Source organism: Halanaerobium praevalens DSM 2228 (assembly GCF_000165465.1).
Lineage (GTDB): Bacteria > Bacillota > Halanaerobiia > Halanaerobiales > Halanaerobiaceae > Halanaerobium > Halanaerobium praevalens.
In genome coordinates, this window is sequence record NC_017455.1 from 1,662,714 (window position 1) to 1,687,836 (window position 25,123).

Consider the following 25,123-nt stretch of genomic DNA (forward strand, 5'->3'; position numbering starts at 1 on the left):
TTTTATTTTTTCAAAAAGTTTAATAAGGCTTCCGCTACTTTAGGTGAGAATTGAGTACCTTTATTAATCTTAATTTCTTTAATTGCCTTTTGATAACTAAGAGAATCTCTATAAGTTCTTTTAGAACGCATAGCATCCCAGGCATCTGCAACACATAGTATTTGAGAAACTAATGGGATTTCATTTTTAGATAAGCCAGTTGGATAACCATTGCCATCCCAACGCTCATGGTGATATAATACATATTTTGCTATTTTTTTTAAACTATGTGAGCTTTTTAATACATTACTACCTAAAACTGGGTGTTCCTTAATTACATCATATTCATAATCAGTTAATTTTCCTTCTTTATTTAAGATTTCAAGTGGAATTAACATTTTTCCAATATCATGAACCATCCCTGCCCAATATACAGAATCAATCTTAGAATCTTTTAAATTCATTTCTTTAGCAATTTCTACAGCTAAATTAGCTACATTTTCTGAATGTCCTCTAGTATATAAATCATACATTTCTAGCATTTTGATAGCTGAAGAAATTATTTCTTTGGTAAAATCTTTTTGTAATAAATTATATTCTTTTAATTTATAAAAAGATGAAATAATATTATAAAATGCTTTAAATAATCTTTTTGAATTAGAACTAAAATTTTCATTACTTGTCTGAGCAATATCTAAGCTAATACCAGCTTTTTTTAATCCATTTATTTCAAGATCTAAATACATAATTTCTTTGATCTTATTTAAAGAATTAGCCTCTAATTTATAAAAATCATTTTTTTCCATATACTTAATATTTCTACTTTTAAGCTCACTTGAATCTACAATTTCTATAATTGAATTATAATTATAAAAAGCTTCATTTTTAATTTCTCTTTGTTTTAATTTAGTAAGATTATAACCAATACAATCAACAAAGTTAATATATTGATCACCAAAAGTATAAATACTGCCATAATCGGCTTCTGGTATTATTTCTATTGCCTTTTGTAAAATTTCACTTAAAAACTCTTCTTCACTTATTTCATTTAAATTATCAATTTCATCAAGTAAGGAAACCATTTGTTCAAATCTTTTATTTAAATCTTCTAATTCTGTAAATGAACTTTCCAACTCCTCATTCATTGCCATAATTTCTTCATTATAAGCTTGCAACTGTTGATTACTAGCTGATAATTCTTCTTTATTTTCTTGAAGTTGTAATTCATATTTTTTCTTTTCAGTAATATCAAAAACAAAACTTTCAATAATAAAATCATCTGTTTCTTCATTTTCTATAATTTGTGAATTCATCATTAACCATAAATTTTTCTTATTTTTATTTTTACATTTAAATTCAAAATTTCTGATCATAAAATCATTTTTTATCTGAGTTAAAAATTCTTCCCTTCTTTTAAAATCATCATAAAAATCAAAAGCTGAAGCATAATTATTATAAACAGCTTTTATTTGATTAAAACCAGCTATTTCAGCCATTTTTTGATTAAGTTGTATAATTTCTCCCCCAGCTGTTGTTTTTACTATCCCAATTGGAGCATTATGGTATAAGCGGTTATATTTTTTGTTAGTTTCATTAATAGTTTTTTTATACAACATATTCCTTTTTTGATATTTACTAATATTATTCAGCCAGCTCTTAATTTCATATTCTTCAACTTTATTTCTTCGATAACCTTCAGGATCTATATAATAAGGATTATCATTGAGCCTTCCTTCCCAAACAATATAGTCATGTAATTCTAGAGCTGCTTTAATAACTTCCTGGTCAAATTTATTAATATTATATCTACAAAGGGCACTAACTGGATATTTTTTAAAAACTCTATCATGTAATTTCCATTCATAACTAATTATTTCTTCTTTACCACCTGCAAAATCGATTACTCCTTTTAACTCCCCTGTAATACTTAAACCCTGATAACCCTCTTTTTTTGCTTTTTTAACTTCTTGAATAATTAATTTAATCATCTTATCAGAATTAAATTGAGCTGGATTACCATAGCTATCTTCTTTGGTTAAAAATAATAGCTGTTGGGCTTCAACATATTGTTGATAATTATTAAGTTCTTTTTTTAATACTTTTTTTACTTTTTGATGAATTTCTTGACTATCAATATATAAACATTTTTCAGCTTTTATTAAACTACTTTTAATAAAAGCAGCAGTAGAATTAATCATCTCAGCTTCTTTAGTATAAAATAAAACTGTATGATCTCCTAATTTAATTTTATCCAAGTTTATAATATTTACTGGAAAATTATTCATTTTTTCACCTCTTTTATTAGCTATTAATATTTATAATTATTAAAAATAAATTTATAACTAAAAATTAATATTTATAAATATTAATCACTATAACCATATTTCTCTTTTTAACTTTAAAATCCTGCAAATATAAAAGCGGCTATCTAGTTTAACTAGATAGCCTTTATTATTTATTGATATCTATAAATTGCAATTATATCTTCATTTTCAGGCATTTTTTCTTTTTTAAGTGAATAAACTTGACCACCATTTTTAAGAGTTTCTAAAACAGCAAAATTATAAAGATCATAATCTTTTTTATTATTTAAAACTTTAATTTCATTTTTAGCTTGAATAAAAACACCTTTTTTTTCAGCTCTTTTATTTAACATTAGAGTCTCTATTTTACTATAAGGAGCAGATTTAACAATTTTTTCTAAATCATTAGCAGTTTTATTTTTAGGCTTTAATTCTAAATATTTTGTTTTAAGTTCTTGTAGATAATGATTAAATTTACTTTCAACTAAGTGCCAACTCTTTTCTCTTAGTTCTTTTTTAGACATTTGTTTTGCATTACCACTTAAATTTTTTTCTAAAAGTTTAGCATAGTTATTTATTTCTTTATAAAGTGAAAAAACATTATCACTAGCTGCAACTATTAAATACTGATCACTATTTTTTAATTTTAAATTTATAACCTTATCTATTTCTTTGAGATAACGAATCAAATCTTGATTATCATCATCTGAGGCTCCTCCTTGACCATGAAAAACAGTTTTACCACCAGCAGTATTAATAGACTGCTGCTTTTCTGCTGCCCCATTATCAATATTTAAAAAAGCTTCCATACTTGCAGGAGAATTTTGAAGTTCTATTGCTTGAATATCAGTTTTACTCAGCTCATATAATTGATTATAATTTGGACTTAAAGCTAAAAGATAATATCTATTTTGTTTTTGCAAATCTGAAATTAATTGTTTTAAATTAAAATTAGAGTTAACGTCAATTTGATCAAAAGTATCAGAACTAAGTCTTAAATATTTAAACTTGTTTGCTGAAATAAAGACAGCTAATCCTTCTTTTTGTTTTTGCCAAAAATCAATATCTTTTGTTAAAGAAAAAGCTTTTTCTAAAAATTTATTTATCTTCCTTTCTTTAAAGCCCCACTTAGATTCTAATTCAGCTTCAATTTCTTGAAGTAAATTTTTAAATCTAATTTCTAGTTTCTTAAATTCTCCTTGATGAACAGCTTGAGTCGACATATAAATTGAAACACAGGGACTAGATTGACCTTGAATAAGCTCCTTTAAGACATCTGACTTAATTTCTGTCATTTTTTTTCCCCCTATTAAGTTTAATTGTTCAGCTTAAAACAAACTCAAAGCTCTAAAATTTAACTTAAATTCACAAATTCTTGGCAAATTTTTGTTAGAAAAAAAGCGGCTTGTTTAAGAAAAAATTGATTTAAGGAAGCTGTTGAAATGATAAGCTTATTACTTTTCTGATCAGTCATGAAATGTTTATAATCAGGAACTAAAATGGAATTGTCCTTAGCAAACTTTTTGAATTTTTCCTGATTAATTTTAGTCTCTAATTTAATTTGAAAATAAAATGGTAAATTATTGTTTATAAAATCAATTTTTTTAAACTGGTTTTTAAGTTCACTTTGTAAAATTAAATTTCTATTCTTGAGTCTCTGTTTTAAAAATTTAATTCTCCTATTTAAATAATCATGTTCTAAATAATAATCTAATAAATTATTAACTAAATTTTCTCCAGCGGTTAAATTTGTTTTTTTTATTATCTTTGCCAAATTATATTTTTTAAAAATTGAAAATGATTCTTCTGGCTTAGTCTCTAAATAAAAAATACCCATTTTTAAACCTGGAAAAACTCTATTTGTTAAAGCTTGAATTAAAATAATATTTTTTCTATATTTTGTTTTTAATATTTTTTTTATCTTCTTATTTTCTTGATACAATTCAAAATATTGCTGAATTACAATTTTAAAATCTAACTTTTGAGCAAGTTTTAATAAATTCTTTATTTGAACAAAATCCCAATCTAGAACACTTTCTGCCAATGATTCATCACTAATAAATAAATAATCAATAGGATTATTATTTAAAAAATTTATTATTTTTTTATAGTTAGAAGCAACTAAATTAATATTATCTTTTTTAGTTAAAAATAAATCTCCATTTTTAAAACTGTATCCACAAACTTCTTGATAAAGATCAAAAAAGAAAGAGTTGTTATTAGCCTGAAGAAATAATAAATTCTTATTGAAGTCAATTAATTTTTTTGCAATATCTTTTTTTTGGTTTTCTGAGCAATAATATAATTGATTTGTTTCTATTGAATTATTTTTTTCTTTTAAAAACTGTAAATATTTATTTTTTTGATTAAATTTTTTGTTTTTAAAGATTTCTCCACCATATATTTTATAATATTTTTCAAAAATTGAATTCCAGCCATATTTAGCTAAAGTTTCAACTCCATTTTCTAGACCTCTGAAATCAAGGTCTTTTTTAGGAGCCAAAAATTTTTTAGAACTTAATATTTTCAAACGCTGATCTTCTTTATTATTTGTTAAAGCTGGAGCAGGAGCAATATAACTCCCACTACCTTCTTTTTTATAAATTAAATTTTCAGAAGCTAATAGATTATAGGCTTTAACAATAGTTTCATTATTAACTTTAAGGCGAGAAGCAAGTTTTCTAATTGATGGTAATTTAGTATCAGGTGTATAATTATTTGCCAATATTTCTTCTCTAATTGCTTCATAAATTTGAGTATATAGATTTTTTGTTTTATCTTTTTTTATTTCAATTTCAAACATTTGCTTCCCTCCACTAAGTTAATTTTAAAAATTAAATTAGAAATTATTAAACTTATGCGGTTTCATTTTTTCTTTTAAAGAACTTAATAACTTCATGGCCTAATAGGAAAATAAAACCAGCTATAATGATTCTACCCCAGTCTGCTAAAGTAATACCGGCAAAGCCAAGGAATGAATTAATTGGTGAATAAATAACTATTAGAACCATCAAAATTGAAATTAATATTGAATAAATCATTTTGCTGTTACTAAAGAAATTTCTATTAAAAATGCTCTTGTATTCATAGCGTCTAGACATAATATTAACCCACTGTGAAAAAGCAATTGTTAAAAATGAAATTGTAGTTCCTCTAGCATAAAGCTGAGTACCTGTTGTAACAGCTTCAGATTGAGCATTAATAAATAGATAGAAGTTTGTAAAGGCCAGTCCACCCATTAAAAGGGCTAAAAACATAATTTCACTAAAACTGTGCTTATTAACTATATGATCCTCCTGTTTTCGAGGTGGTGACTTCATTAAATGCTCAGAAGCTGGATCAAAAGTCAGTGCTGTCAGTGGTAAAATTTCAGCTATCAAGTCAATTGATAAAATCTGAATAGCCAGAATTGGAATTGGAGTTCCAAGTATCGCTGCAGCTAAAAGTCCTAATAATACGATTGTTAATTCTGCCCCATTTGTAGTTAAAGAAGCAATTACAGTTTTCTTTAAATTATTATAAATATTTCTTCCTTCTTTAATTGCATAAACTAAAGTTGGAAAACTATCATCAAGTAATATTAATTCTGATGCTTCTTTAGAAACATCTGTTCCCATCTGCCCCATAGCTACCCCGATATGAGCACTTTTAAGAGCAGGAGCATCATTAACTCCATCACCTGTTACAGCTACAATTTTTTGCTGCTCTTTTAAATTCTTAACAATTCTCAATTTATTTTCTGGTGAAACACGTGAGAAAATAAGAGACTTATTTTCTTCCATTGTCTTTCGCAATTCAGATTCACTCATTGCTTCTAAATCTTCACTAGTAAAGACAGGTACATCTTGGTCATCAATTGACAGGCTAATTTCTTTTCCAACAGCTTGAGCTGTAATTGCATGATCACCAGTCATCATATAAGTATCAATTTGGGCCGCATGTGCTTCCTTAATAGACTCTTTAACTCCTTCTTTTGGAGGGTCAATCATCGCTACCAGACCAAGGAAAATAACATCTTTTTCTATTTCCTCTAAAACATAATCTGTTTCTTCATCTTCTAATTTACGATAAGCAATTGCTAAAACACGCAAGGCATCTTGAGAATATTTTTCATTTAATTTATTCAGTTTTTCTTTATCTTCTTTAGTGATTTCTACTACTTTACCATTTTTAAGAATATGTTTGGAAATAGAAAGTACACTTCCTAAGGCACCCTTCATCTTTAAATAATTCCCATCCTCAAATTCTCTGACTGAGCTCATTCTTTTACGGTCAGAATCAAAACCAAATTCATGCAATTCTGGGTTTTCCTCATCTTCTTTAGGCGAGCGAGTCCCCAGTTTTGTAGAAAGAGTAATTAAGGCTGCTTCAGTCGGATCTCCAATTGCATACCAGCCTGAATGATCTGCATCTGGTTCATGAATCTCTGCATTTGAAGCCATAGTAGCTGCATCAAATATAATTTCCATTTCTGCAATCTCTGCTTCAGATAAAGGATCTCCATCTTCACCTAAAAGTTCACCATCAGGTTCATAACCAAGACCAGTAACCTGATATTCCTTGCCATCAAAATATACTTTTTTAACTGTCATTTCATTTTTAGTCAAAGTTCCAGTTTTATCTGTGCAAATAACATTTGTTGAACCTAAAGTTTCTGCAGAAGATAATTTTTTAACAACTGCATTTTTACCAGCCAGGCGATCAACTCCCTGTGAAAGTGCAACTGTAACCTGCATCGGTAAAGCCTGAGGTACAACTGCTACTGCTATCCCCAGCGCATAAATTAAAGCAAAATCAAGTCCATATCCCTGATAGATGCTGATTCCAAATAAAGCCAGAGCAATAACTACTGCAAAAACAGCAATTTTATTGGCAACAGACTGCAACTCAGACTGCAGTGGGGATTTAGATTTATCTTCTGCTTGAGTCATAGAAGCAATTTTACCCATTTCTGTATCCATTCCTGTTCTAGCAACAACACCTTTGGCCGAACCTGAAGCTACAGTCGTTCCTAAATAAGCCATATTATCTCTGTCTGCTAAAGGTCTTTCCTCTGCTAGCTGATTTGACTCCTTTTCTTGGGGCATTGATTCACCTGTTAGAGAAACATCATTTGTCCTTAAATTAAATGATTCTATAATTCTCAAATCAGCTGGGATTTTATCTCCTTCTTCAAGACTTACAATATCTCCTACAACTAATTCTTGCTGTGCAATTTCTCCAATCTGATCATCTCTAATTACTTTAGAAGGAGAGTTAACTAATTTATTTAAAGAATCCATAATTTTTTCTGCTTTATATTCCTGTCTAAAACCAATTACAGAATTAAGCACTGCAATAATCATCATTATTGTTCCATCACGATAACTACCAATTATAAAGGACATTAGAGCAGCTATTAAAAGTAAAATCACCAACACATCTTTAAACTGAAGCAGAAAAATTTTAACTAAAGATTTTTGAGCTTTAGCTTGAAGCTTGTTTTCTCCATTCTTTTCAAGCCTCTTTTTTGCTTCAGTAGCAGTTAATCCCTTGCTAGATGTACCTAAAGCTTCTAAAACATCTTTTGCTTTTTGTCTATAAAACTCTTTCGCTGCCATTTAATCACCCCTTATATATTTGATTAAATCTAATTATTTTCTTTAAAAATCAAGCTTTAAACAGCTTATTCAGCTAAAGCAGAAACTAATTCTCTACAATAAGCTGGAATATCTTTCACAACTCTTCCCCAAACAAGATTATTATCTCTAAAGGCAGCTTCATCTACCCAGCTTCCACCTGCATTAATAATATCATCTTTAATTCCTTCAGAACCAGTTGCTGGGCCACTTACAATTCCAGCAGAAATACCAACTAAACCCGCATGACAGATTAAACCAATTATTTTTCCTGCTTCATAATTTTTACGAACCAATTCAACAATATCTTCATCTCTTCTTATCTTATCAGGAGTCCAACCACCTGGAACCAAAACTCCATCATATTCTTCTTCTAAAACCTCTGTTGCTGTAAAATCAGCTTTTTTAGTCAAACAACCGTGTTTACTGCTGTATTCTTTATTTTTTTCCATACCAACCACATCAATTTCAGCACCTTCTTCTTTCATTCTCATATATACAACCCAGAACTCTAAATCTTCATATCCAGGACCAATTAACATTGCAATTTTTTTACCTTTTAATTTCATTATTAATTCACCTCTCTAGATTATTTTAGTCTCTATTTATAATGATAACATTTTTAAAATAAATTTAAAGTTAAGACTTTACTAATTTATTTTAAAATTCTCAACCTGAAAATATTTTTCTTTTTGTTTTTTATGTCCTGTTTCTTTAGCTAGGCGATAAATTTTGTGATTTAAAAACTTTTTATCTTCTTGTTCAAGTACATTTTTATCAAACCCACCTAAAATATAATGACTAAATTTCCAAACTTGTTCTTTAACATCTTGAGGACTACCTTCTGCTATAATAACTAAAGCATCAATTATAGAACCAGCAACAGAAACATCTTGTTTTCCATAATGACTTAACTGATAAAATGTTTTATATAGAAGATCCCAAAAAGAAATATCTTCTAAAATAAAACAAAGCTCATCTTTATCATTATAATAATAAGTATTTTCTAAATTTGCTACTGCAATTCTAGATAAAACCCAACCTAGTTGATTAATACAAAATATTGCTGTATTAGGATCATTAATCCCTGGAGAAATTGCTCTTAAGGCAACTTCAGTTAATTTTAATAAGCCAAACTCTATATCATCATTTTTGCTTCTCTCATTACTGATTACTAAATGATCACGAATATTATTTTTGATTTCTACTAATTTTTCATCCTTAAATTTGTCCATTTGTTCATCTAGCTGCCAGAATTTGAAAACAACTGTATTTTCAGTTATATAATCACCTATCATTTTTTCAGCTCTTATAATTATGTCATATTGGTCTGCTAACTGGGTTAATTTTAAATCGTAAATAATCTGAATATAACCACTTTTTTTGGGATGTAATTCATAAAAATCTCGGTCTAGGCTTGCTTTCAAATCATCTGGAGGCTGATTACGAATTTGATCATTGCTATTATTTCTTTTTTCAAGTTTATCTACTATTTCAATTACATCTTCTTTCAGACTCTCAACTAAGAGGTTTACTTGTACAGAATTAGCTGCATGATGAATAAAATAAACAAAATAACCAAGACATACAATTGCTATAATTACTCCGATCATGGCAGAAAAAATAGTTGATTCACCTGATTTCAAAAGTCTATCATCAATAAATAATAAAGTTAAAATAGAATAAATAAAACCAGCAATAAAAATACCTAAAACTTTTAAAGTTACTTTGTTTTTAAGAAAGTCCTGCATTGTCCTCGGAGAAAATTGAGAAGAATACATTGTCAAAACAACCATAATAGTTGAAAAAGATACTGTAATCATTGCAAATAAAGAACCTGCTATAGTTGATAAAATCGTCTTTGAAAGATCATAGGAAGTAAAGAAAAATGATGGTAGTACATTAATTAATAAACTACTATACTGGTACTCAAGATAAATAACTAAAATTGAGACTAGAGTAGCAATTAAGGCATAAAGTGAGGGAATAAAATATATTTTATTTTCTATATTATGTAAAAATTTTAATTTCAAATTGTCACTCCTCTAACTAAAATTATCTGAAAAATTTAATTATTCATTATTAATTAATTTCAAGATAATTAATTAATCTCCTTTATTTCTTAATTAAAGTTGATAATAATTACTAATTTATTTATAATAAAATTAGATAAAAATTAAAGGAGGCCAATAAAATGCAATATGTTAAATTAAATTCAGGTGATCAGATGCCAATTGTTGGTTTAGGAACCTGGAAGCTTAAAGGAGAAGAATGTGTTAATTCTGTCCAAACAGCAATCAATATTGGTTATAATCATCTTGATACAGCTGATCTTTATGATAATCATCAGGCTGTTGGTAAGGGTATTAAAGCCAGCAAAGCACAGCGAAAGCAATTATTTATAACATCCAAAATAAAACCTGAAAATTTAAATTATCAAACTATCATAGAAGATACCAAAAGATTTTTAAATGAATTAAATATTGAATATCTGGACCTTATTTTAATTCACTGGCCAAATAAAGAAATTCCTTTAAAAACTAGTCTTAAAGCTTTAAAAGAATTACAAACAGAAGGATTAGTTAAAAATATTGGAGTTAGTAATTTTACTATAAACCATCTTAAAGATGCCCTGGAACTTTATCCTGATTTAATAGCTGTTAATCAAGTAGAATTTCATCCTACGTTTTATCAAAAAGATCTATTAGAATTTTGTCGAAAAAATGGAATTATTTTAACTGCTTATAGTCCTCTAGCTAGAGGTGAAATCTTTGAAAATGAAATTTTGCAAAATCTTGCAGATAAATACAATAAGTCGGCTGCTCAACTTGCTCTCAAATGGTTAATTGATAAAAATATTGTTGCAATCCCCAAAGCAAGTTCTAAAGCACATTTAAAAGCTAATTTAAATCTTTTTGACTGGGAATTACCAGCTGAAGCCCGAGAAAAAATTGATAAATTAAATCAGAATAATCGCTTAATAGAACCTAGTTTTGCAGAATTTGATTATTAAATAAAAAAACGGGCTAAATACTTTTACAGAAATTTAGCCCGTTTAATTTATGAGATTATATTTTGAAAGATATAATCTGTAAAATTATTATTTGCAGCTGGATGTTTTAAAATTTTATAATCAAGCTGCTGATAATTTTCCTCTAATTTTTTCATTCTACTTGGTATATCTTCTAAAACATGATAGCCTGCAAAAATAAAAAGTGGTAAAATCTCAAGCTTTTCATAACCTTTTTTTATTAATGCTTCAATAACTGACTCCAATTGTGGTTCAGCAAATTCTAAATGAGCTCCTTCTATTTTAGTATAAAACTCATTCAATTTGAAAGATCCCGATTCTAATTTTTCTTTATGTTTAGTATTTAGTTTATTTAAATCATTAATAAAAGTTTTAAATTCCTCATTACTTGGTTTTCTTTTACTTCCATGACTAACTACAACTAAAACTTTTTTATTTTTCATTATAATTCAGCCTTCAACTTATTTAGAGCCTTATAATTAGCAGTAATAGTTTTATCTAGATCTGAATCAGTTAAAGCAAGTGAAATGAAATTTGCCTCAAACTGAGATGGAGGCAAATAAATGCCCTGATTAATCATTTCTTTAAAGTAAGCTGCAAAAAGATCTAAATCACATTCTTTAACATCCTGATAATTTTGAACTTCTTTATCAGTAAAAAACAAGGTAAACATTGAACCAACTCGATTAAAGTAAGCTGGAAAATTAAGTTCTTCAATATTTTTTTTAATTCCTGCTTCTAATTTTTGTCCTTTCTTTTCTAATTCAAGATAAACATCTTCTTTTTTTAAGGCTTTTAAAGTAGTTAAACCAGCCTGCATAGCCATTGGATTACCAGAAAGAGTACCTGCTTGATAAACAGGACCTAAGGGTGCTACATAATCCATAATTTCTTTTTTACCTGCATATGCACCAACTGGCATTCCACCACCAATTATTTTACCAAAAGTACTTAAATCAGGCTCAATAGCATAAAGTTCTTGAGCACCACCCCGGGACAAGCGGAATCCAGTCATTACTTCATCAAAAATTAAAAGACTGCCATTTTTATAAGTTATTTCCCGTAGAAATTCTAAATAACCTCTTTGAGGAGCAATCACTCCCATATTACCAGTAACAGGCTCTAAAATAATTCCTGCAATTTCACTGCCATATTTATTGAATATTTCTGCTACAGCCTTTTGATCATTATAAGGTGCCACAATAGTTTCACGTGCAGTATTTTCTGTAACACCAGGACTTCCTTTAATACCTAAAGTTGCAAGCCCAGAGCCAGCATCTACTAAAAGACTATCTCCATGTCCATGATAGCAACCTTCTAACTTAACAATTTTATCACGACCAGTATAACCTCGGGCCAGCCTAATTGCACTCATTGTAGCTTCAGTCCCCGAATTAACCATCCTAACTTTATCAACTGCAGGATAAAATTCTGTTATTAATTCTGCTATTTCTGTTTCTACCTCTGTTGGAGCTCCGAAACTTGTTCCTAATTGCAGCTGTTTTTCTAATTCTTCAATCACCTGAGGTGGATTATAGCCTAAGATCATTGGTCCCCAAGAATTAACATATTCTAGATATTGATTACCATCAATATCATAAAGATAAGCTCCTTCTCCTTTTTCAATAAAAATTGGATCCATCTCTACTGCCGAAAAAGCTCGGGCAGGACTATTTACTCCACCTGGAATAAATTTATTAGCTTTTTTAAATGCTGTAGTTGATTTTTTTCGCTTACTCATAATTGACCCTCCTTGATTACTAAATTTAAACTACCAATCAAATCTTTAATCTTATTCTTCATTAACTTCCATTATCTTTTTTATCTCTTCTTTTAAAGTTCTAAATTTTTCTTTACGATCTTTCTTTTCTACTGTAAAAGTTTTATTTGCGCTAATAGTTATTTTATTAAAAGGTAAAGGTATTTTTAGTTGATCCCATCTATTTTTTAAACTAAAGCTATACTTTATTTTAATCGTTAAGGGTAAAATTCTGCGTTTGGAAAAAAGAGGCATGATCATAGCGAAGTCTTTAATCTCATGCAAAGGACCTAAAGGGCCATCAACTGAAAGCACAAGATTAGCCTTATTATTTTGATTTATTTTTTTACGTAATTGAAAAATATAATTACCACCTGCAGCTAAATCTGGCAGCCTCATTACATCATAACCAAAATGCTTACTAATCCTGCTAACTACACCACCTCTTTTATTTTGAGTAGTAACTATATTTAATTTTTTACCTTTTAAATAAGGATAATAAGCATAACTATCACCATGCCAAATAAAAACAACAAATTTTTCGGGGTATTCATTTTCTAAAAATTTAAAATTACCCTTTTGCTCTACCTTACTTGTTTTATAAACAAAATCAATATAATAATATAAACAAGCACTAATTAACTTTTCCTTTAGTTTGGCTAAAATCCCCATAAAAACTCCTTTTAATAAATTATTAAATTTAAATTACAAACTCAAATTAAGCTTATAATTATTCTTTTAACCACTCTGCAGCTTGATCAGCCCAATAAGTAATAATAATATTAGCACCTGCTCTTTTAATTGAAGTTAAAATTTCTAAAGCAACTTTCTTTTCATCAATCCAACCTTTTTCAGCTGCAGCTTTAACCATCGCATATTCACCACTAACATTATAAGCAGCAAGAGGTAGCTCATAATTATCAGCAGCCCGCTGGATAATATCTAAATAAGAAAGAGCAGGCTTGACCATAATTATATCAGCCCCTTCTTCAATATCCAAGTCTATTTCTCTTAAAGCTTCATCAGAATTAGCTGGATCCATCTGATAAGTACTACGATCTCCTTGACCAGGGGCTGAATGAGCTGCATCTCTAAAAGGTCCATAAAAAGCAGACTGGTATTTAGCTGAATAAGCCATAATTGAAATTTCTTTGAAATCATTTTGATCTAAAGTATTTCTAATCTTAGCAATTCTACCATCCATCATATCTGAGGGAGCAATCATATCTGCTCCTGCCTCAGCATGGGAAAGAGCTATTTTAGCTAAATTAGTTAGAGTTTCATCATTTTTTATTTTTCCCTCTTTTAAAACTCCACAGTGGCCGTGATCAGTGTACTGACACAGACATAAGTCAGTAATTAAAAGCAAATCTGGAAATTTTTCTTTTAATAAATGCAAAGCTTGTTGGACAATACCATCTTCTTGCCAAGCACTAGAACCCTCAGCATCTTTAGTCTTTGGCAGTCCAAATAACATAATTGCTTTAATCCCAACAGCCATTAAGCTTTTAACTTCTTTTTCTAACTCGTCTAAGGAGAGATGATAATTACCTGGCATTGAGGGAATTTCTTCTCTAATATTTTCGCCGTTAACTACAAATAAGGGTTTAACAAAGTCTGAAGCTGAAAGCTTTGTTTCTTTCACTAACTCTCTTAGGCTTTGAGAAGTCCTTAAACGGCGTGGTCTTTTTATTAAATTCATATTAATTCCTCCTGATAAATTACATTAATTTAATTCAGCATAATAATTTAAAACAGCATCCATTAGTCCTTTAATCGTATATTCTGCTGCTACAATCTGTACATTTAAATTATATTCTTTAGCTTTAGCTGCAGTAACTGGACCAATACAAGCAGCAGGTATTTCTTTTAATTTAGCTAATAAATCCGCTTCTGTTTTTTGATCTAAATTAAGCTGACTTTTAACTAATTCATTTTTAGTTAAATTTTTAATTCCACTAATCAAATTTTCTACAGTTGAAGAACTGCTAAAAGTTAAAAGATCAAGCTCATTATTTAATAATAGATCTATTATTTCTGCTTGAAGTGCAACAGCTTCAGTTCTATAGGCTATAATATTATCAACTTTAGCTCCTAATTCTCTCAACCCTTTTTGTAAATTTTTAGGAGCAATATTAGAACGGGGAAGCAAAAATGAACTAGTTTTTAAATTCATTTCACCCTTAGCTTCTAAGCTTTCTAAATATTTTAAAATACCAGCTGTAGAATAATCTTCAGGCATTAAATCAGCTCTAATTCCATTTTGATTAAGTTCTGCTGCTGTTTTAGAACCAATTGTAATAATCTTAATGCCAGCTAATTCTCTTAAATCTAATTTTTCAGCTTTTAACATCTTCACAAAATATCTGACTCCATTAACTGAAGTAAAAATAAGGTGAGTATATTGATCTAAATTTCTAACTGCTTTTTGCAGTTGTTCTTTGTTTTCACTCTCTTTAATGGCAATTGTTGGTGATAAAATAGGATTGCCTGCTTCTTTTTCAATCATTTCTAAAATAGAACCTGCCTGTGCTGCTGGTCTGGTCACTAAAATATTTTTAGCTAACAATTTTTTATCCTCAAACCAACTTAGTTTTTCTCTAAGTCCAACAACTTCTCCGATCACTGTTACTGCTGGTGGCTTAAAATTAGCTTCTTTAACTTTGGCAGCTATATTAGTTAAATTACCAGTTATAGTTTCTTGTTTAGAACGACTACCCCACCTAATTAAAGCAACTGGTGTTTCAGGACTTCTACCTGCTGCTAAAACTCTTGCTGTAATTTGAGCTAAATTTCCAACCCCCATTAAAACTACTAGAGTATCTACAGCTGCTGCAATTTTTTCAATTTCAATTGTACTTTCTTCTTTTTCGGCTGCTTCATGGCCAGTAATTACTGCAAAAGATGAAGCCATATGTCTTTGAGTTAAAGGAATACCTGCATAAAGTGGTACTGCCATCGAAGAACTAATACCAGGTATGATTTCAAAATCAATGCCTGCTTCTTTTAACTTTAATGCTTCTTCTCCTCCTCTACCATAAATAAAGGGATCTCCACCTTTAAGCCTACAAACTGTTTTACCTGCCTTAGCCTTTTTAATTATCAAATCCTCAATTTCAGTTTGAGTATAATGATGATCTTTAGCTTTTTTACCAACATAAATTTTTTCTACTTCTTGATCAGCATATTCTAAAAAACGATTATTAGCTAATCTATCATACAATACAACATCTGCTTCTTGAATAGCTCTTTTTGCTTTTAAAGTTAATAAGGATGGATCACCTGGTCCTGCTCCTGTTAAATAAACTTTTGCTGTCATTTTTTTATGCTCCTTTATAATTATATTATTTAATTACTTTTTAAATTTTTTATTATTTCTGCAGCGCCTGCCTGCTTAACTTTTACTGCTAATTTTTGAGCTAAACTGCGAACTGAATCTAAATCAAGTTTTTTAGTTTTAGCTACTTTTTTTATTATTCTACTACCATCAATTTCTCCTACAGCAGCTGTTAAAGTTAAAGTTTTATTTTCAATTATAGCCTCAGCTGCAACTGGTGCGTGACAACCAGCTTCCATTTCTGCTAAAAAGGAATGTTCAGTCCAGACTTCTAAGTTGTTTTTTTCAGTTTCAATTGTTTTTAAGATTTCTTTTAACTTGCTATCTTCTTTTCTAATTTCTACTGCAACTGCTCCCTGTCTAGCTGCAGGTAAACAAATCTCAGGAGCTAGATATTCAGTTATCTGCTCTTTATAACCCAAACGCTCTAAACCAGCAGCAGCTAAAATAACTCCATCTAAATTGTGAGTTTTTATCTTTTTTAATCTAGTTTCTATATTACCTCTAATTGGAACAATTTCTAAATCCGGTCGATAAGCTAATAACTGTGATTTACGCCTTAAACTTCCAGTTCCTAATCTTGCTCCTTTTGCTAGTTCAGCTAATTTGTTTTCAGCTCCAGCTAGCACATCATAGCGGTTAGCTCTATCTACAACTGCAGCTACTTCCAATTCAGCTGGCAATTTAGTTGGTAAATCTTTAAAACTATGAACTGCAAGGTCTATTTCTTCTGCTAATAAAGCATATTCAATTTCTCTAATAAAAATACCTTCAACATTTATTTCACTAAATTTCTTATCTCGCTCACGGTCACCTGTTGTTGAAATCTCTTTTATTTTAAATTCTAATTCAGGAAACTTAGAACTTAATTTTGCTTTTAAAATTTCACACTGCTTTAAAGCTAAACTACTGTTACGAGTTCCTATAATATATTCTTTTTTCACTTTTACCATCCCTGTTTTAATATTTTTAAAAAAACCAATTTAAAACTGCAAACTATTTAAATTTAGCAATTTCTGTAATTGGAAGTTCTATTTCTGATTTTAATTTTGCTAAATATTTCTGATCTAAACTGAGTAATAAAACTGTTGCTGGGCCAGCTGATTTTTCTAAATCTAATTCAAATTTATGTTTGGACTTTTTTAATTTAAAATCTAAATTATTTTCAGCAGCTAAAATATTTAATTCATGTAAAATACCTTTTGAGCCAACTGGTAAAATTTGATCTAAATAGTTCAACTTTTTCAACTGCAAAAACTTTTTAAAATCAACTGCCTTAGATTTAGCAGCTAATAATTTTTCTCCAACTAAGGGCAGACCAGCTGCTACAATTATATTATTTAAATTTGAGCTTTGATACTGTTTTAATTTTGCTAATTTAACTTTAGCAATAACAGTAACTCCCAAAGCAGTTTGCAGAGTTTTTACATTTTCTTCAGTACTGCCATTTAATAATTCAGTTTTTCCTAAAAGCTTTAAGTTCTTTTTAATTCCAGTAATAATTTCTCTGCCTGTAGGCTCATATTCAACCCCCAGATTATCAATCACTGATATTACCTCTGCTCCAACTGACATCACTTCCATTAGAGGTACCTTAACTGTATATTGACCGACAATTTGATTAGAAACTTTAATTTGATCATAAGTTTTTTGACCTATTCCACCAGCTGAATCACAGGCAATAACTAATATTTCTTCTTTATTTAACTGCAGTAGAGAAATATCACGTGGAGTTTTTAAGCTACCCATTTCTAAAATGTCACCTTATCTTTTATTAACTTAGAAATAACTACTGCTAAAATAATATTTGCTAAAGAAGCTACTGTTAAAACAGGAGCTGTGGAATAAAAAAATGGTATCCCAAAAAAAGGAATTAATAAAGCAGCAGAAACAGCACCATTAACAAAGGTTGTGATAGCTACTGCAAGATAAATATTTTTTTGCATTAAATAGGAAAATATAAAACCACAGCTCCCCATAATAAATGCTATTAAAATGTGGATTGGACCTAAAGGAAAACCAGAGTTTAAAGCAGAAAGAAAATGTCCTAAAACTAAAATTAAAGCTCCACCTTTACCTCCAAGCAAAACTGCACCTAAAAAACCTGGTAAAGAATCAAGAGCTATACTACCGACTGGCCCTGGAAATTTAAGATAAGAACCAATTACAGATAAAGCAGTTAAAAGTGCTACTTTAACTAAAAATGAAGTATTTAAAATTGATTGACTTTTAGAATTTGACTTTTGCATAATAACCACCTTTTTAACTAAATTTATAAATAAATTGTTAATGCTAATAAGAATAAAATTTCACCTAACTCAATAATAGTTCCATAAATATCTCCTGTTATTCCACCCAGTTTTTTTTGACTCCAATTAAGCAAAAATAGAATTAAAGCTAAAATTAAAACTAAAGCTAATAAGATTGGATAAACAAAATTTAATCCATAAAAATAAATATAGACTCCTAATATAATAAATGTTATTAAATTACAATAAAATAAATCAGTTTTTTTAGCATTGGCTTTTAAAGCTTCTGCCATTACACTTAATTTAGAAACATTTGCAAACATAATAACTTGAGCCAGAGAAAAACGAGCAATTACAGCCATGATAATTAGAGCTTCAATATGATCTGCAAATAATAGTTCTTTAAAAAGTAAATATTTTAAAATTAAAACTAAAATTAAAGCAACTAAAGCGAAAATTCCAGAATTAGAATCATGCATAATAGCAGCTGTTTTTTCTTGATCACGACCTGCAAAAAAACCATCACAAAAATCACCGAGTCCATCCAGGTGTAGAGCTCCACTTAAATAAATATATAGCATTAATAAAAGTAATGCTCTAATTTCAACTGTAAAAAAATTCATCAACAAATATTCAGCTGCTATTATTATAAAAGCCATTAATAAACCAACTAATGGTAAATAATTAATTTTTAAAATAGAATGATTTTTAATTTTAACTGGAATCCTCGTCAGGAAAACTAAAGCGTTTAAAAAATTATTAATTATGTTTTTCAAAGTACTTTAACCTCCTGGTCTTCAGCTGTATATTTTGCTATGTTTTTAAGCCCCTCTGTTTTAATTGCTAAAGGTAATCCCGCCTGAACTAAATAAACCTCAGCTGCAGCTTGAGCAGTAATTCTAGCGGCTCTACCAGAAATATCCCTAAATTCTCTCCCTAATTTTGAAGCAGGAACTACCCCTTTGCCAGCTTCATTATGCACAATAATTAAGTTTAATTCTTTTTTCTGAGCAATAGCTAAAATCTTTTCGATCTCAGTCAGAATTTCATTTTCTATTTGAGGAAATTCTAATCCTTCTTTTTTAAACATTAAATTACTAATATAAGTTGTTAAACAATCAAATAAAATTGTTTTTTTGGCTTCAACTTGATTCAAATATGTACTAATAGCATAAGCTTCTTCTTTTGTTTTCCAAGCTGCAGGACGCTGTGCTTGATGTTTTTTTATTCTTGCTTTCATTTCAGAGTCAGTAGCAACTCCGCTGGCTAAATAAATTACGTCCATCCCACCGATTTTCTCAGCCATCATTTCACCAAAAGTACTTTTGCCACTCCGAGCTCCACCCTGAATTAAGATAATACTCATTTATTCCACTTCCTTTTTTAGTTAAACAATTTATTTAATTTAGCTAATAAAATATTATTTTCTTTTCTACTTTTAACAGCAACTCGGATATAGTTTTCATTTAAACCATGATAACTATCACAATTACGAATTAATAAGGCTGATTTAGCTAACTTCTGTCGTAATTTAGCTGCTTGATATTTACTAGCTGACAAATCAATAAAAATATAATTAGTTGTTGGTTGATATACTTTTAAATCTTTAATCTGCTGCAGTTTTTGATAGAGATATTTTCTTTCCCTAGCAATTTTTTGCTTGCTCTTTTTAATATATTTTTCAATTTCTTTATTTTCTTTAAAGATAATTTCTCCTGCTAATTGAGCAAAATAATTAACAGACCAAGGATCTCTATTATTTTCTAATTTATGGCCCAATTCTCTATTTGTTAAAGCATAACCAAGCCTTAAAGCAGGTATAGCAAATAATTTTGTCATTGATTTTAAAACTATTAAATTATCATATTTTGCCAAAAAATTAACTACTGAATAAATTTTTGGTTGAGCTAAAAAATCAATAAAGGCTTCATCAATCACAACTGTAATCTCTTTTTGAGCAGCTTTTTTGATTAAATTTTCTAGTTTAGCAGCCTTAATTAATTGAGCTGTTGGATTATTTGGATTACAGAGAAATAATAAATCAAGCTCTTTATTTAAACTAGCTTCTAATTCTTTTAGATCAAGTTTAAAATCAGACTCAGCTTTTAAGTGAAAATATTCTATTTGCGCTCCAACTGATTTAGCAGCTAGTTCATATTCAGAAAAAGTAGGTGCCATAACCATCACTTTGTTGGGATTTAATACTTTTGCTAACTGATAAATCATCTCTGCTGCCCCATTAGCAACTACAACCTCTTCTGGCTCTAACTGATGTTTTTGAGCAATTAATTTTTTTAACCCCTTAGAATTAATCTCTGGATAATTTTTTATTTGCTTTAAATTATTAGCTATTGCTTCAGTAATTGCAGCTGGAGGACCTAAAAAATTTATATTAGCGCTAAAATCAATAATAGCTTCTGTTTTTAAATTATTTTGAGCTGCTATTTCTAGCAATTTTCCTCCATGTTGATGTAGATCTTCCATTAAAAATCTTCCTTTCTAGACCACCAGAAATCATTTGAACCCGATTCAGATATTCTAGTTCAGTATTTTTTTTTATTCTCTCTACTAAATTTTTAGCTTTAAAATTTTTAGCAATTAAAACTCCAATTAAAGTTCCACTATGAGCAATATTAAGCCCATAGACTTCTTTTTTATTTTGAATAAGTTTTAATACTTTATCTAAATTTTTTTTAAATAATATATTTTGATGGGCTAAACTACTGATTGTAGCACCTTTAGCTAACAACTGCTTATCGTTAGTCTTTAAACCCTGAATAACAAACTCTAGTGCTTTTTTTACTTCTAAACTTTTTAAATCATTTAAAGCTTCTAATTTTTGGGTTTGATTAAAATTTATAGAATCAACAATTCCTTTTTCTTTAAAAATCAAAATATCAAGTTCTGGTGCTTCAGCCAGTAGAAAATCTTTTTTTCCCTGTCTGTGATCAAAAAACCTAATTCCCTCTAAAAAAACACTATCAGTTGGTTCTAAACTTAAACAAATATTTTTAAGCAGATCAAAATTAATTTCCCCTTTTACTAAAAGCATTACTGCAGCAGTAGCTGCACTTATATCTGCTGTAGAAGAAGCCATCCCAATCCCAGCTTTTAATTCTGAATCTATTTCTAGTTCAACTTTAGACTTAAAATTATAAAGCTGAAGAAGTTTTTTGACTGCTGCTTTTGTTTTGGGAGCTTTTTGATTAATTAAGACCTTATTTTCTCCTAACTTATAATCTACTAACTTAGCTTTAACTTTAGTATATAAATTTATGGGACAAGAAATTAAAAAATCCTGACCGTTAATTGTACCCTGAACAAGCTCACCACAGCTACCTGGAACTCGCAGTATAACTTCCTGCAAAAGTATTACTCCTTTCCTTTTTAAACTTAAATAAAGACTTTAATTAAACTTTAAACTATAAGTAAGCTAATTATAAATGCTATTGTTAAAAATAAAAATGATGTTAAATAAATTATTTTATTTAATCGTAAAATATCATTTTTCTTAAAATCATTTTTTGCTTCTCCAATATAAGCTCTAAAACTTTTTTGACCATGATAATAATTATAACCACCAAAACGAAGTCCTAAAGCACCAGCTGCAGCTGACTCAGGATAGCCGGCATTTGGACTCGGGTGTTTAGCTGCATCTCTAAAAATAAAAGTAAAGGCTGCTTTAAAATCATACTGCAGTAAAAAAGTGGCAATTACCATTAGCAAAGCTGTAATCCGAGCTGGAATATAATTAAAAATGTCATCAGTTTTAGCAGCAAAATAACCAAAATGTAAATACTTATCATTTTTATAAGCTAACATAGAATCCATAGTGTTTACTGCCTTATAGGTTACAGCTAAAGGAACTCCACCAATTAAATAATAAAAAGCAGGTGCTAAGATACCATCTGATGTATTTTCAGCTAATGTTTCTAAAACCGCTCTAATAACATCTGCTTCATTATTTTGACTGCAGTCTCGACCCACTATCATATTTACTCGACTGCGGGCTAAATCTAAATCTTCTGCTGCTAAGGCTTTATAAACATTCAGCCCAGCTTCAATTAATCCTTTAAGAGCCAAACACAAACTTAAAAGCAGCAGCTTAAATAAATAAGCAAAATAATAATTTAGACCAGCAGCAAAATCAATTAATAATTTAGAACTCAAAAAACTAAGTCCTAAAATAATAAAAACTAAAATTCCACCTTTTATTTTTTGGAGTTGAGGGCTATTTTTAGACTTTCTTAATTTTTTCTCTAAAAAGCTAATAGTATTGCCCATCATTACAACTGGATGTGGAATCCAGCTGGGGTCTGAAATAACTAAATCTAAAATAAAAGCCATAATTAAAATATAAATAAAATCCAAATTAAGCACCTCTATTTTTTTGATAACTTAAAGCTCTTGTTAAAAAGTTCTCGACAATTTTTGGATTAGACCAAAAATGAAGATGGACATAAGAAGCTAATATATTATCACTACTGCTATAACCTTCTAACTTATCTCTGTATTCATATTTTTGCTTAAGCTCAGCTGCAATATTTGTTATTTGAGAATAATGAAAAACATGACCTCTGGCTTGATCACCTTTAGCTAATAAAAGATTATCACTCAGAGCAGTAATTTCACGGTAACCCATTTCTTGTAATTTAGATGTCATTTTTATTTGAGCCGGAATTAAAGCTGCTAAATTATATTTAGCTCCATTTAAATCTTCAATTGAATTACAAAGATACATTAAACCACCACATTCAGCATAAATTGGGAGACCAGCTTTAGCTTTTGCTTTTAAACTTGCTTGAAAGCTTTTGTTAGCCTCCAGTTCTGCTAAAAAACTTTCTGGAAAACCTCCTCCTAGATAAAAGGCATCAACTTCAGGTAATTGAACATCATTGAGTGGACTCACCTCAATAATTTCTACTCCTAATTCTTGCAATAAATCAAGGTTAGCTTGATAATAAAAATTAAAGGCTTGATCAAAGGCAACAGCAACTTTAATTTTATTTTTGCTAATATCTTTTTTGAAATCGCTTTTAAATAAATCTACAAAAGGCTTGAATTGAGTTCCAGTTTTAAATTCTGGATTTTTTTCTACTGCAGCTATTTCTAATAGGGCTTCTAAATCTAAATATTTTTCTATAATTTGAATTAATTTTTCTAAATAATTTTCTAATTCTTTACTTTCAGCTACTGGAACCAGACCTAAGTGGCGTTCAGGTAATTTTAGTTCTTGATTTTTAGGTAAATAGCCTAAAACTTTTAATTCAGGCATTTTAGCTTTAATAGCATCTCTTAAAAGTTGATAATGATGCTGACTGCTTACATTATTAATAATAACAGCTTTTAGCTTTAAGTCTGGATCATAATGTTTGTAACCATAAACTTCTGCTGCTGCACTTTGAGCTATTTTTCGAGCATCAATAATTAAAACAACTGGTGCTTTAACTGTTTTAGCTATTTCAGCTGAACTGCTGACTGAATCCTTACCTTTACCATCAAATAAGCCCATAACCCCTTCAATAATTGAAATATCAGCTTGAGCACTAAGTTTTGAAAATATTTGCTGGACTCCAGCAGTACCCAAAAAATAGCTATCTAAATTATAAGAATTCTGACTACAAATTAAAGTATGAAAACCTGGATCTATATAATCAGGCCCAACTTTAAAAGGCTGGACTTGCAGTCCTCTCTTTTTAAGAGCAGCCATTAGGCCTAAAGCTATTGTAGTTTTGCCAACACCACTTCTAGTACCAGCAATAAGTAATTTTTTATTCACTTTCAATTTCCTCCTCTACAGCTGCCAGAGTAATACCTGAGTATTTTGTTTTATCGATTATTAATTGGCCAGATTTAGAAGCTAAAATAGCCGCTGGCGCTGCAGCAGCTGAGACTCCAATTGTTTTTTTAACAAAATCTGATTTTGCTATTTCTAAATCTGCTTCTATCTTTTTAATTTCAGATCGCTCAATTATTTTTAATGGCCAATTATATTTAGCAGCTAATTTTACAATTCCTCTTTCATCTTTTTTTAAATCAATAGTAGCTAGACCTTTAATACTAGCTTGAGCTAAATTATTTTGGGCTAAAAATTGCTTTAATGCTTGCTCAAGTTTTTTGAAAGGAGTATTTTTTCTACAGCCAAGACCAATAATCAAATTTTTAGGAAAAAGTTGAATCTGGTTTGCTCCTAATTTAAATTTTTGATTAGCAACCACTACCTTAAAAACATTGGCTTCAGCTGAATTATCAAATTCTGACATAGGATATTTTTTTAGATTATCATCTGCTGGTAACTTGAATTTATAATTACTAAAAATATGAAGCTCTTGTTTAAATAATAAAGCAGAATTTGCTTTTTTCAAACGTTTAAAAGGCTTTATTTCACAATTTAAACGCTGAGCTAAAAGATCAATAGCTAGCTTGTTATTACAATCTGTAGCTGTTGTAATCACTGGCCTAGCTCCTAAAATTTTGGCAATTTCTAGTGTAAGCTCGTTTGCTCTACCCAAATGTCCTGATAAAGTACTAATTACATTTTGACCCTGATCATCAATAGTGATAATCGCAGGATCAGTCTTTTTACTTTCTAAAAGCTCAGCTATAATACGAATTACAATACCTAAGGCCATTATAAAAATTAAAGCATCATAGTCTTTAAAAATCTTAGTCACTATTTTTCTTAAAGAGCTAAAAGTTTTAAATTGATTCTTAGTTTTAGCTCCAACTAATCTTTCTGAGCAAAACAAATCTAAATTTGGATTTTCCTGTTTTAACTTTAAAGCATTTTTTTTGGCTGCTGGTGTTAAGACTAAAACTGCTATTTTTGCTTTTTCAAACACTATCT

22 protein-coding genes are annotated in these 25,123 nt (G+C 29.3%); 1 reads left to right on the forward strand and 21 read right to left on the reverse strand.

Annotation, left to right across the window (positions count from 1 at the left end; all coding sequences use genetic code 11):
* Positions 1-2: 2 nt before the first annotated feature.
* From HPRAE_RS11065 to HPRAE_RS07700, 6 genes are all read right to left on the reverse strand, one after another.
* The gene (locus HPRAE_RS11065; RefSeq protein WP_014553650.1) at positions 3-2,264 is read right to left on the reverse strand and encodes an MEDS domain-containing protein; all 2,262 of its coding nucleotides are present in this window, start codon (positions 2,262-2,264) and stop codon (positions 3-5) included.
* Between the two features lie 170 nt (positions 2,265-2,434).
* Positions 2,435-3,577: a baeRF7 domain-containing protein gene (locus HPRAE_RS07680; protein ID WP_014553651.1), complete on the reverse strand. Its 1,143-nt coding sequence runs from the start codon at positions 3,575-3,577 to the stop codon at positions 2,435-2,437.
* 59 nt (positions 3,578-3,636) lie between these two features.
* A complete protein-coding gene (locus tag HPRAE_RS07685; protein WP_014553652.1) occupies positions 3,637-5,085 on the reverse strand; it encodes a GntR family transcriptional regulator in 1,449 nt (482 codons plus the stop codon).
* A gap of 52 nt (positions 5,086-5,137) precedes the next feature.
* Entirely contained in the window at positions 5,138-7,882 is a 2,745-nt protein-coding gene (locus HPRAE_RS07690) for a cation-translocating P-type ATPase (RefSeq protein WP_014553653.1), read from the reverse strand.
* A 65-nt stretch (positions 7,883-7,947) separates the two neighbouring features.
* The gene (locus tag HPRAE_RS07695; protein WP_014553654.1) at positions 7,948-8,469 is read right to left on the reverse strand and encodes a type 1 glutamine amidotransferase domain-containing protein; all 522 of its coding nucleotides are present in this window, start codon (positions 8,467-8,469) and stop codon (positions 7,948-7,950) included.
* An 81-nt stretch (positions 8,470-8,550) separates the two neighbouring features.
* The gene (locus HPRAE_RS07700) at positions 8,551-9,933 is read right to left on the reverse strand and encodes a DUF2254 domain-containing protein (protein ID WP_014553655.1); all 1,383 of its coding nucleotides are present in this window, start codon (positions 9,931-9,933) and stop codon (positions 8,551-8,553) included.
* Positions 9,934-10,094: 161 nt separating this feature from the next.
* Between HPRAE_RS07700 and HPRAE_RS07705 the strand changes: the two genes are divergently transcribed.
* Entirely contained in the window at positions 10,095-10,913 is an 819-nt protein-coding gene (locus tag HPRAE_RS07705; RefSeq protein WP_014553656.1) for an aldo/keto reductase, read from the forward strand.
* Between the two features lie 47 nt (positions 10,914-10,960).
* Here the strand turns inward: HPRAE_RS07705 and HPRAE_RS07710 are convergent, their stop codons facing one another.
* Genes HPRAE_RS07710 through HPRAE_RS07780 form a run of 15 tightly spaced genes read right to left on the reverse strand, consistent with a single transcriptional unit; the run spans position 10,961 to position 25,118 of the window.
* A complete protein-coding gene (locus HPRAE_RS07710) occupies positions 10,961-11,374 on the reverse strand; it encodes a sirohydrochlorin chelatase (RefSeq protein ID WP_014553657.1) in 414 nt (137 codons plus the stop codon).
* Positions 11,374-12,672: a glutamate-1-semialdehyde 2,1-aminomutase gene (gene hemL, locus HPRAE_RS07715; protein ID WP_014553658.1), complete on the reverse strand. Its 1,299-nt coding sequence runs from the start codon at positions 12,670-12,672 to the stop codon at positions 11,374-11,376. Before hemL ends, HPRAE_RS07710 begins: the two co-directional genes overlap by 1 nt.
* Positions 12,673-12,723: 51 nt before the next feature.
* A complete protein-coding gene (locus HPRAE_RS07720) occupies positions 12,724-13,362 on the reverse strand; it encodes a hypothetical protein (protein WP_014553659.1) in 639 nt (212 codons plus the stop codon).
* A gap of 58 nt (positions 13,363-13,420) precedes the next feature.
* The gene (hemB, locus tag HPRAE_RS07725; protein WP_014553660.1) at positions 13,421-14,392 is read right to left on the reverse strand and encodes a porphobilinogen synthase; all 972 of its coding nucleotides are present in this window, start codon (positions 14,390-14,392) and stop codon (positions 13,421-13,423) included.
* Between the two features lie 24 nt (positions 14,393-14,416).
* Entirely contained in the window at positions 14,417-16,009 is a 1,593-nt protein-coding gene (cobA, locus tag HPRAE_RS07730; RefSeq protein ID WP_014553661.1) for a uroporphyrinogen-III C-methyltransferase, read from the reverse strand.
* Positions 16,010-16,038: 29 nt separating this feature from the next.
* Positions 16,039-16,971 carry a hydroxymethylbilane synthase gene (gene hemC / locus HPRAE_RS07735; RefSeq protein WP_014553662.1) on the reverse strand — a complete coding sequence of 311 codons (933 nt, stop codon included), beginning with the start codon at positions 16,969-16,971 and terminating at the stop codon, positions 16,039-16,041.
* Positions 16,972-17,023: 52 nt separating this feature from the next.
* Positions 17,024-17,776, reverse strand: a complete 753-nt coding sequence (locus HPRAE_RS07740; RefSeq protein WP_014553663.1) for a hypothetical protein — start codon at positions 17,774-17,776, stop codon at positions 17,024-17,026.
* 2 nt (positions 17,777-17,778) lie between these two features.
* On the reverse strand, positions 17,779-18,276 hold the full coding sequence (locus HPRAE_RS07745; RefSeq protein WP_014553664.1) for an ECF transporter S component: 498 nt from the start codon (positions 18,274-18,276) through the stop codon (positions 17,779-17,781).
* Positions 18,277-18,299: 23 nt separating this feature from the next.
* Positions 18,300-19,052 carry an adenosylcobinamide-GDP ribazoletransferase gene (gene cobS, locus HPRAE_RS07750; protein ID WP_014553665.1) on the reverse strand — a complete coding sequence of 251 codons (753 nt, stop codon included), beginning with the start codon at positions 19,050-19,052 and terminating at the stop codon, positions 18,300-18,302.
* Entirely contained in the window at positions 19,049-19,642 is a 594-nt protein-coding gene (cobU, locus tag HPRAE_RS07755) for a bifunctional adenosylcobinamide kinase/adenosylcobinamide-phosphate guanylyltransferase (RefSeq protein ID WP_014553666.1), read from the reverse strand. Before cobU ends, cobS begins: the two co-directional genes overlap by 4 nt.
* Positions 19,643-19,659: 17 nt before the next feature.
* On the reverse strand, positions 19,660-20,760 hold the full coding sequence (gene cobD, locus HPRAE_RS07760) for a threonine-phosphate decarboxylase CobD (protein ID WP_014553667.1): 1,101 nt from the start codon (positions 20,758-20,760) through the stop codon (positions 19,660-19,662).
* On the reverse strand, positions 20,705-21,643 hold the full coding sequence (locus tag HPRAE_RS07765) for a GHMP family kinase ATP-binding protein (RefSeq protein WP_014553668.1): 939 nt from the start codon (positions 21,641-21,643) through the stop codon (positions 20,705-20,707). Before HPRAE_RS07765 ends, cobD begins: the two co-directional genes overlap by 56 nt.
* 50 nt (positions 21,644-21,693) lie before the next feature.
* Positions 21,694-22,647: an adenosylcobinamide-phosphate synthase CbiB gene (cbiB, locus tag HPRAE_RS07770; RefSeq protein WP_014553669.1), complete on the reverse strand. Its 954-nt coding sequence runs from the start codon at positions 22,645-22,647 to the stop codon at positions 21,694-21,696.
* Position 22,648: 1 nt separating this feature from the next.
* A complete protein-coding gene (locus tag HPRAE_RS07775) occupies positions 22,649-24,055 on the reverse strand; it encodes a cobyrinic acid a,c-diamide synthase CobB (protein WP_014553670.1) in 1,407 nt (468 codons plus the stop codon).
* Positions 24,048-25,118 carry a cobalt-precorrin 5A hydrolase gene (locus HPRAE_RS07780; RefSeq protein WP_014553671.1) on the reverse strand — a complete coding sequence of 357 codons (1,071 nt, stop codon included), beginning with the start codon at positions 25,116-25,118 and terminating at the stop codon, positions 24,048-24,050. The genes HPRAE_RS07775 and HPRAE_RS07780 overlap by 8 nt, the downstream gene beginning before the upstream one ends.
* Between the last annotated feature and the right edge of the window lie 5 nt (positions 25,119-25,123).

Bases quoted from the DNA above. Each gene is read 5' to 3' on its own strand.
- HPRAE_RS11065 (WP_014553650.1), bottom strand. From the start codon at position 2,264: ATGAATAATTTTCCAGTAAATATTATAAACTTGGATAAAATTAAATTA.
- HPRAE_RS07680 (WP_014553651.1), bottom strand. From the start codon at position 3,577: ATGACAGAAATTAAGTCAGATGTCTTAAAGGAGCTTATTCAAGGTCAA.
- HPRAE_RS07685 (WP_014553652.1), bottom strand. From the start codon at position 5,085: ATGTTTGAAATTGAAATAAAAAAAGATAAAACAAAAAATCTATATACT.
- HPRAE_RS07690 (WP_014553653.1), bottom strand. From the start codon at position 7,882: ATGGCAGCGAAAGAGTTTTATAGACAAAAAGCAAAAGATGTTTTAGAA.
- HPRAE_RS07695 (WP_014553654.1), bottom strand. From the start codon at position 8,469: ATGAAATTAAAAGGTAAAAAAATTGCAATGTTAATTGGTCCTGGATAT.
- HPRAE_RS07705 (WP_014553656.1), top strand. From the start codon at position 10,095: ATGCAATATGTTAAATTAAATTCAGGTGATCAGATGCCAATTGTTGGT.
- HPRAE_RS07710 (WP_014553657.1), bottom strand. From the start codon at position 11,374: ATGAAAAATAAAAAAGTTTTAGTTGTAGTTAGTCATGGAAGTAAAAGA.
- hemL (WP_014553658.1), bottom strand. From the start codon at position 12,672: ATGAGTAAGCGAAAAAAATCAACTACAGCATTTAAAAAAGCTAATAAA.
- HPRAE_RS07720 (WP_014553659.1), bottom strand. From the start codon at position 13,362: ATGGGGATTTTAGCCAAACTAAAGGAAAAGTTAATTAGTGCTTGTTTA.
- hemB (WP_014553660.1), bottom strand. From the start codon at position 14,392: ATGAATTTAATAAAAAGACCACGCCGTTTAAGGACTTCTCAAAGCCTA.
- cobA (WP_014553661.1), bottom strand. From the start codon at position 16,009: ATGACAGCAAAAGTTTATTTAACAGGAGCAGGACCAGGTGATCCATCC.
- HPRAE_RS07740 (WP_014553663.1), bottom strand. From the start codon at position 17,776: ATGGGTAGCTTAAAAACTCCACGTGATATTTCTCTACTGCAGTTAAAT.
- HPRAE_RS07745 (WP_014553664.1), bottom strand. From the start codon at position 18,276: ATGCAAAAGTCAAATTCTAAAAGTCAATCAATTTTAAATACTTCATTT.
- cobU (WP_014553666.1), bottom strand. From the start codon at position 19,642: ATGAGTATTATCTTAATTCAGGGTGGAGCTCGGAGTGGCAAAAGTACT.
- cobD (WP_014553667.1), bottom strand. From the start codon at position 20,760: ATGGAAGATCTACATCAACATGGAGGAAAATTGCTAGAAATAGCAGCT.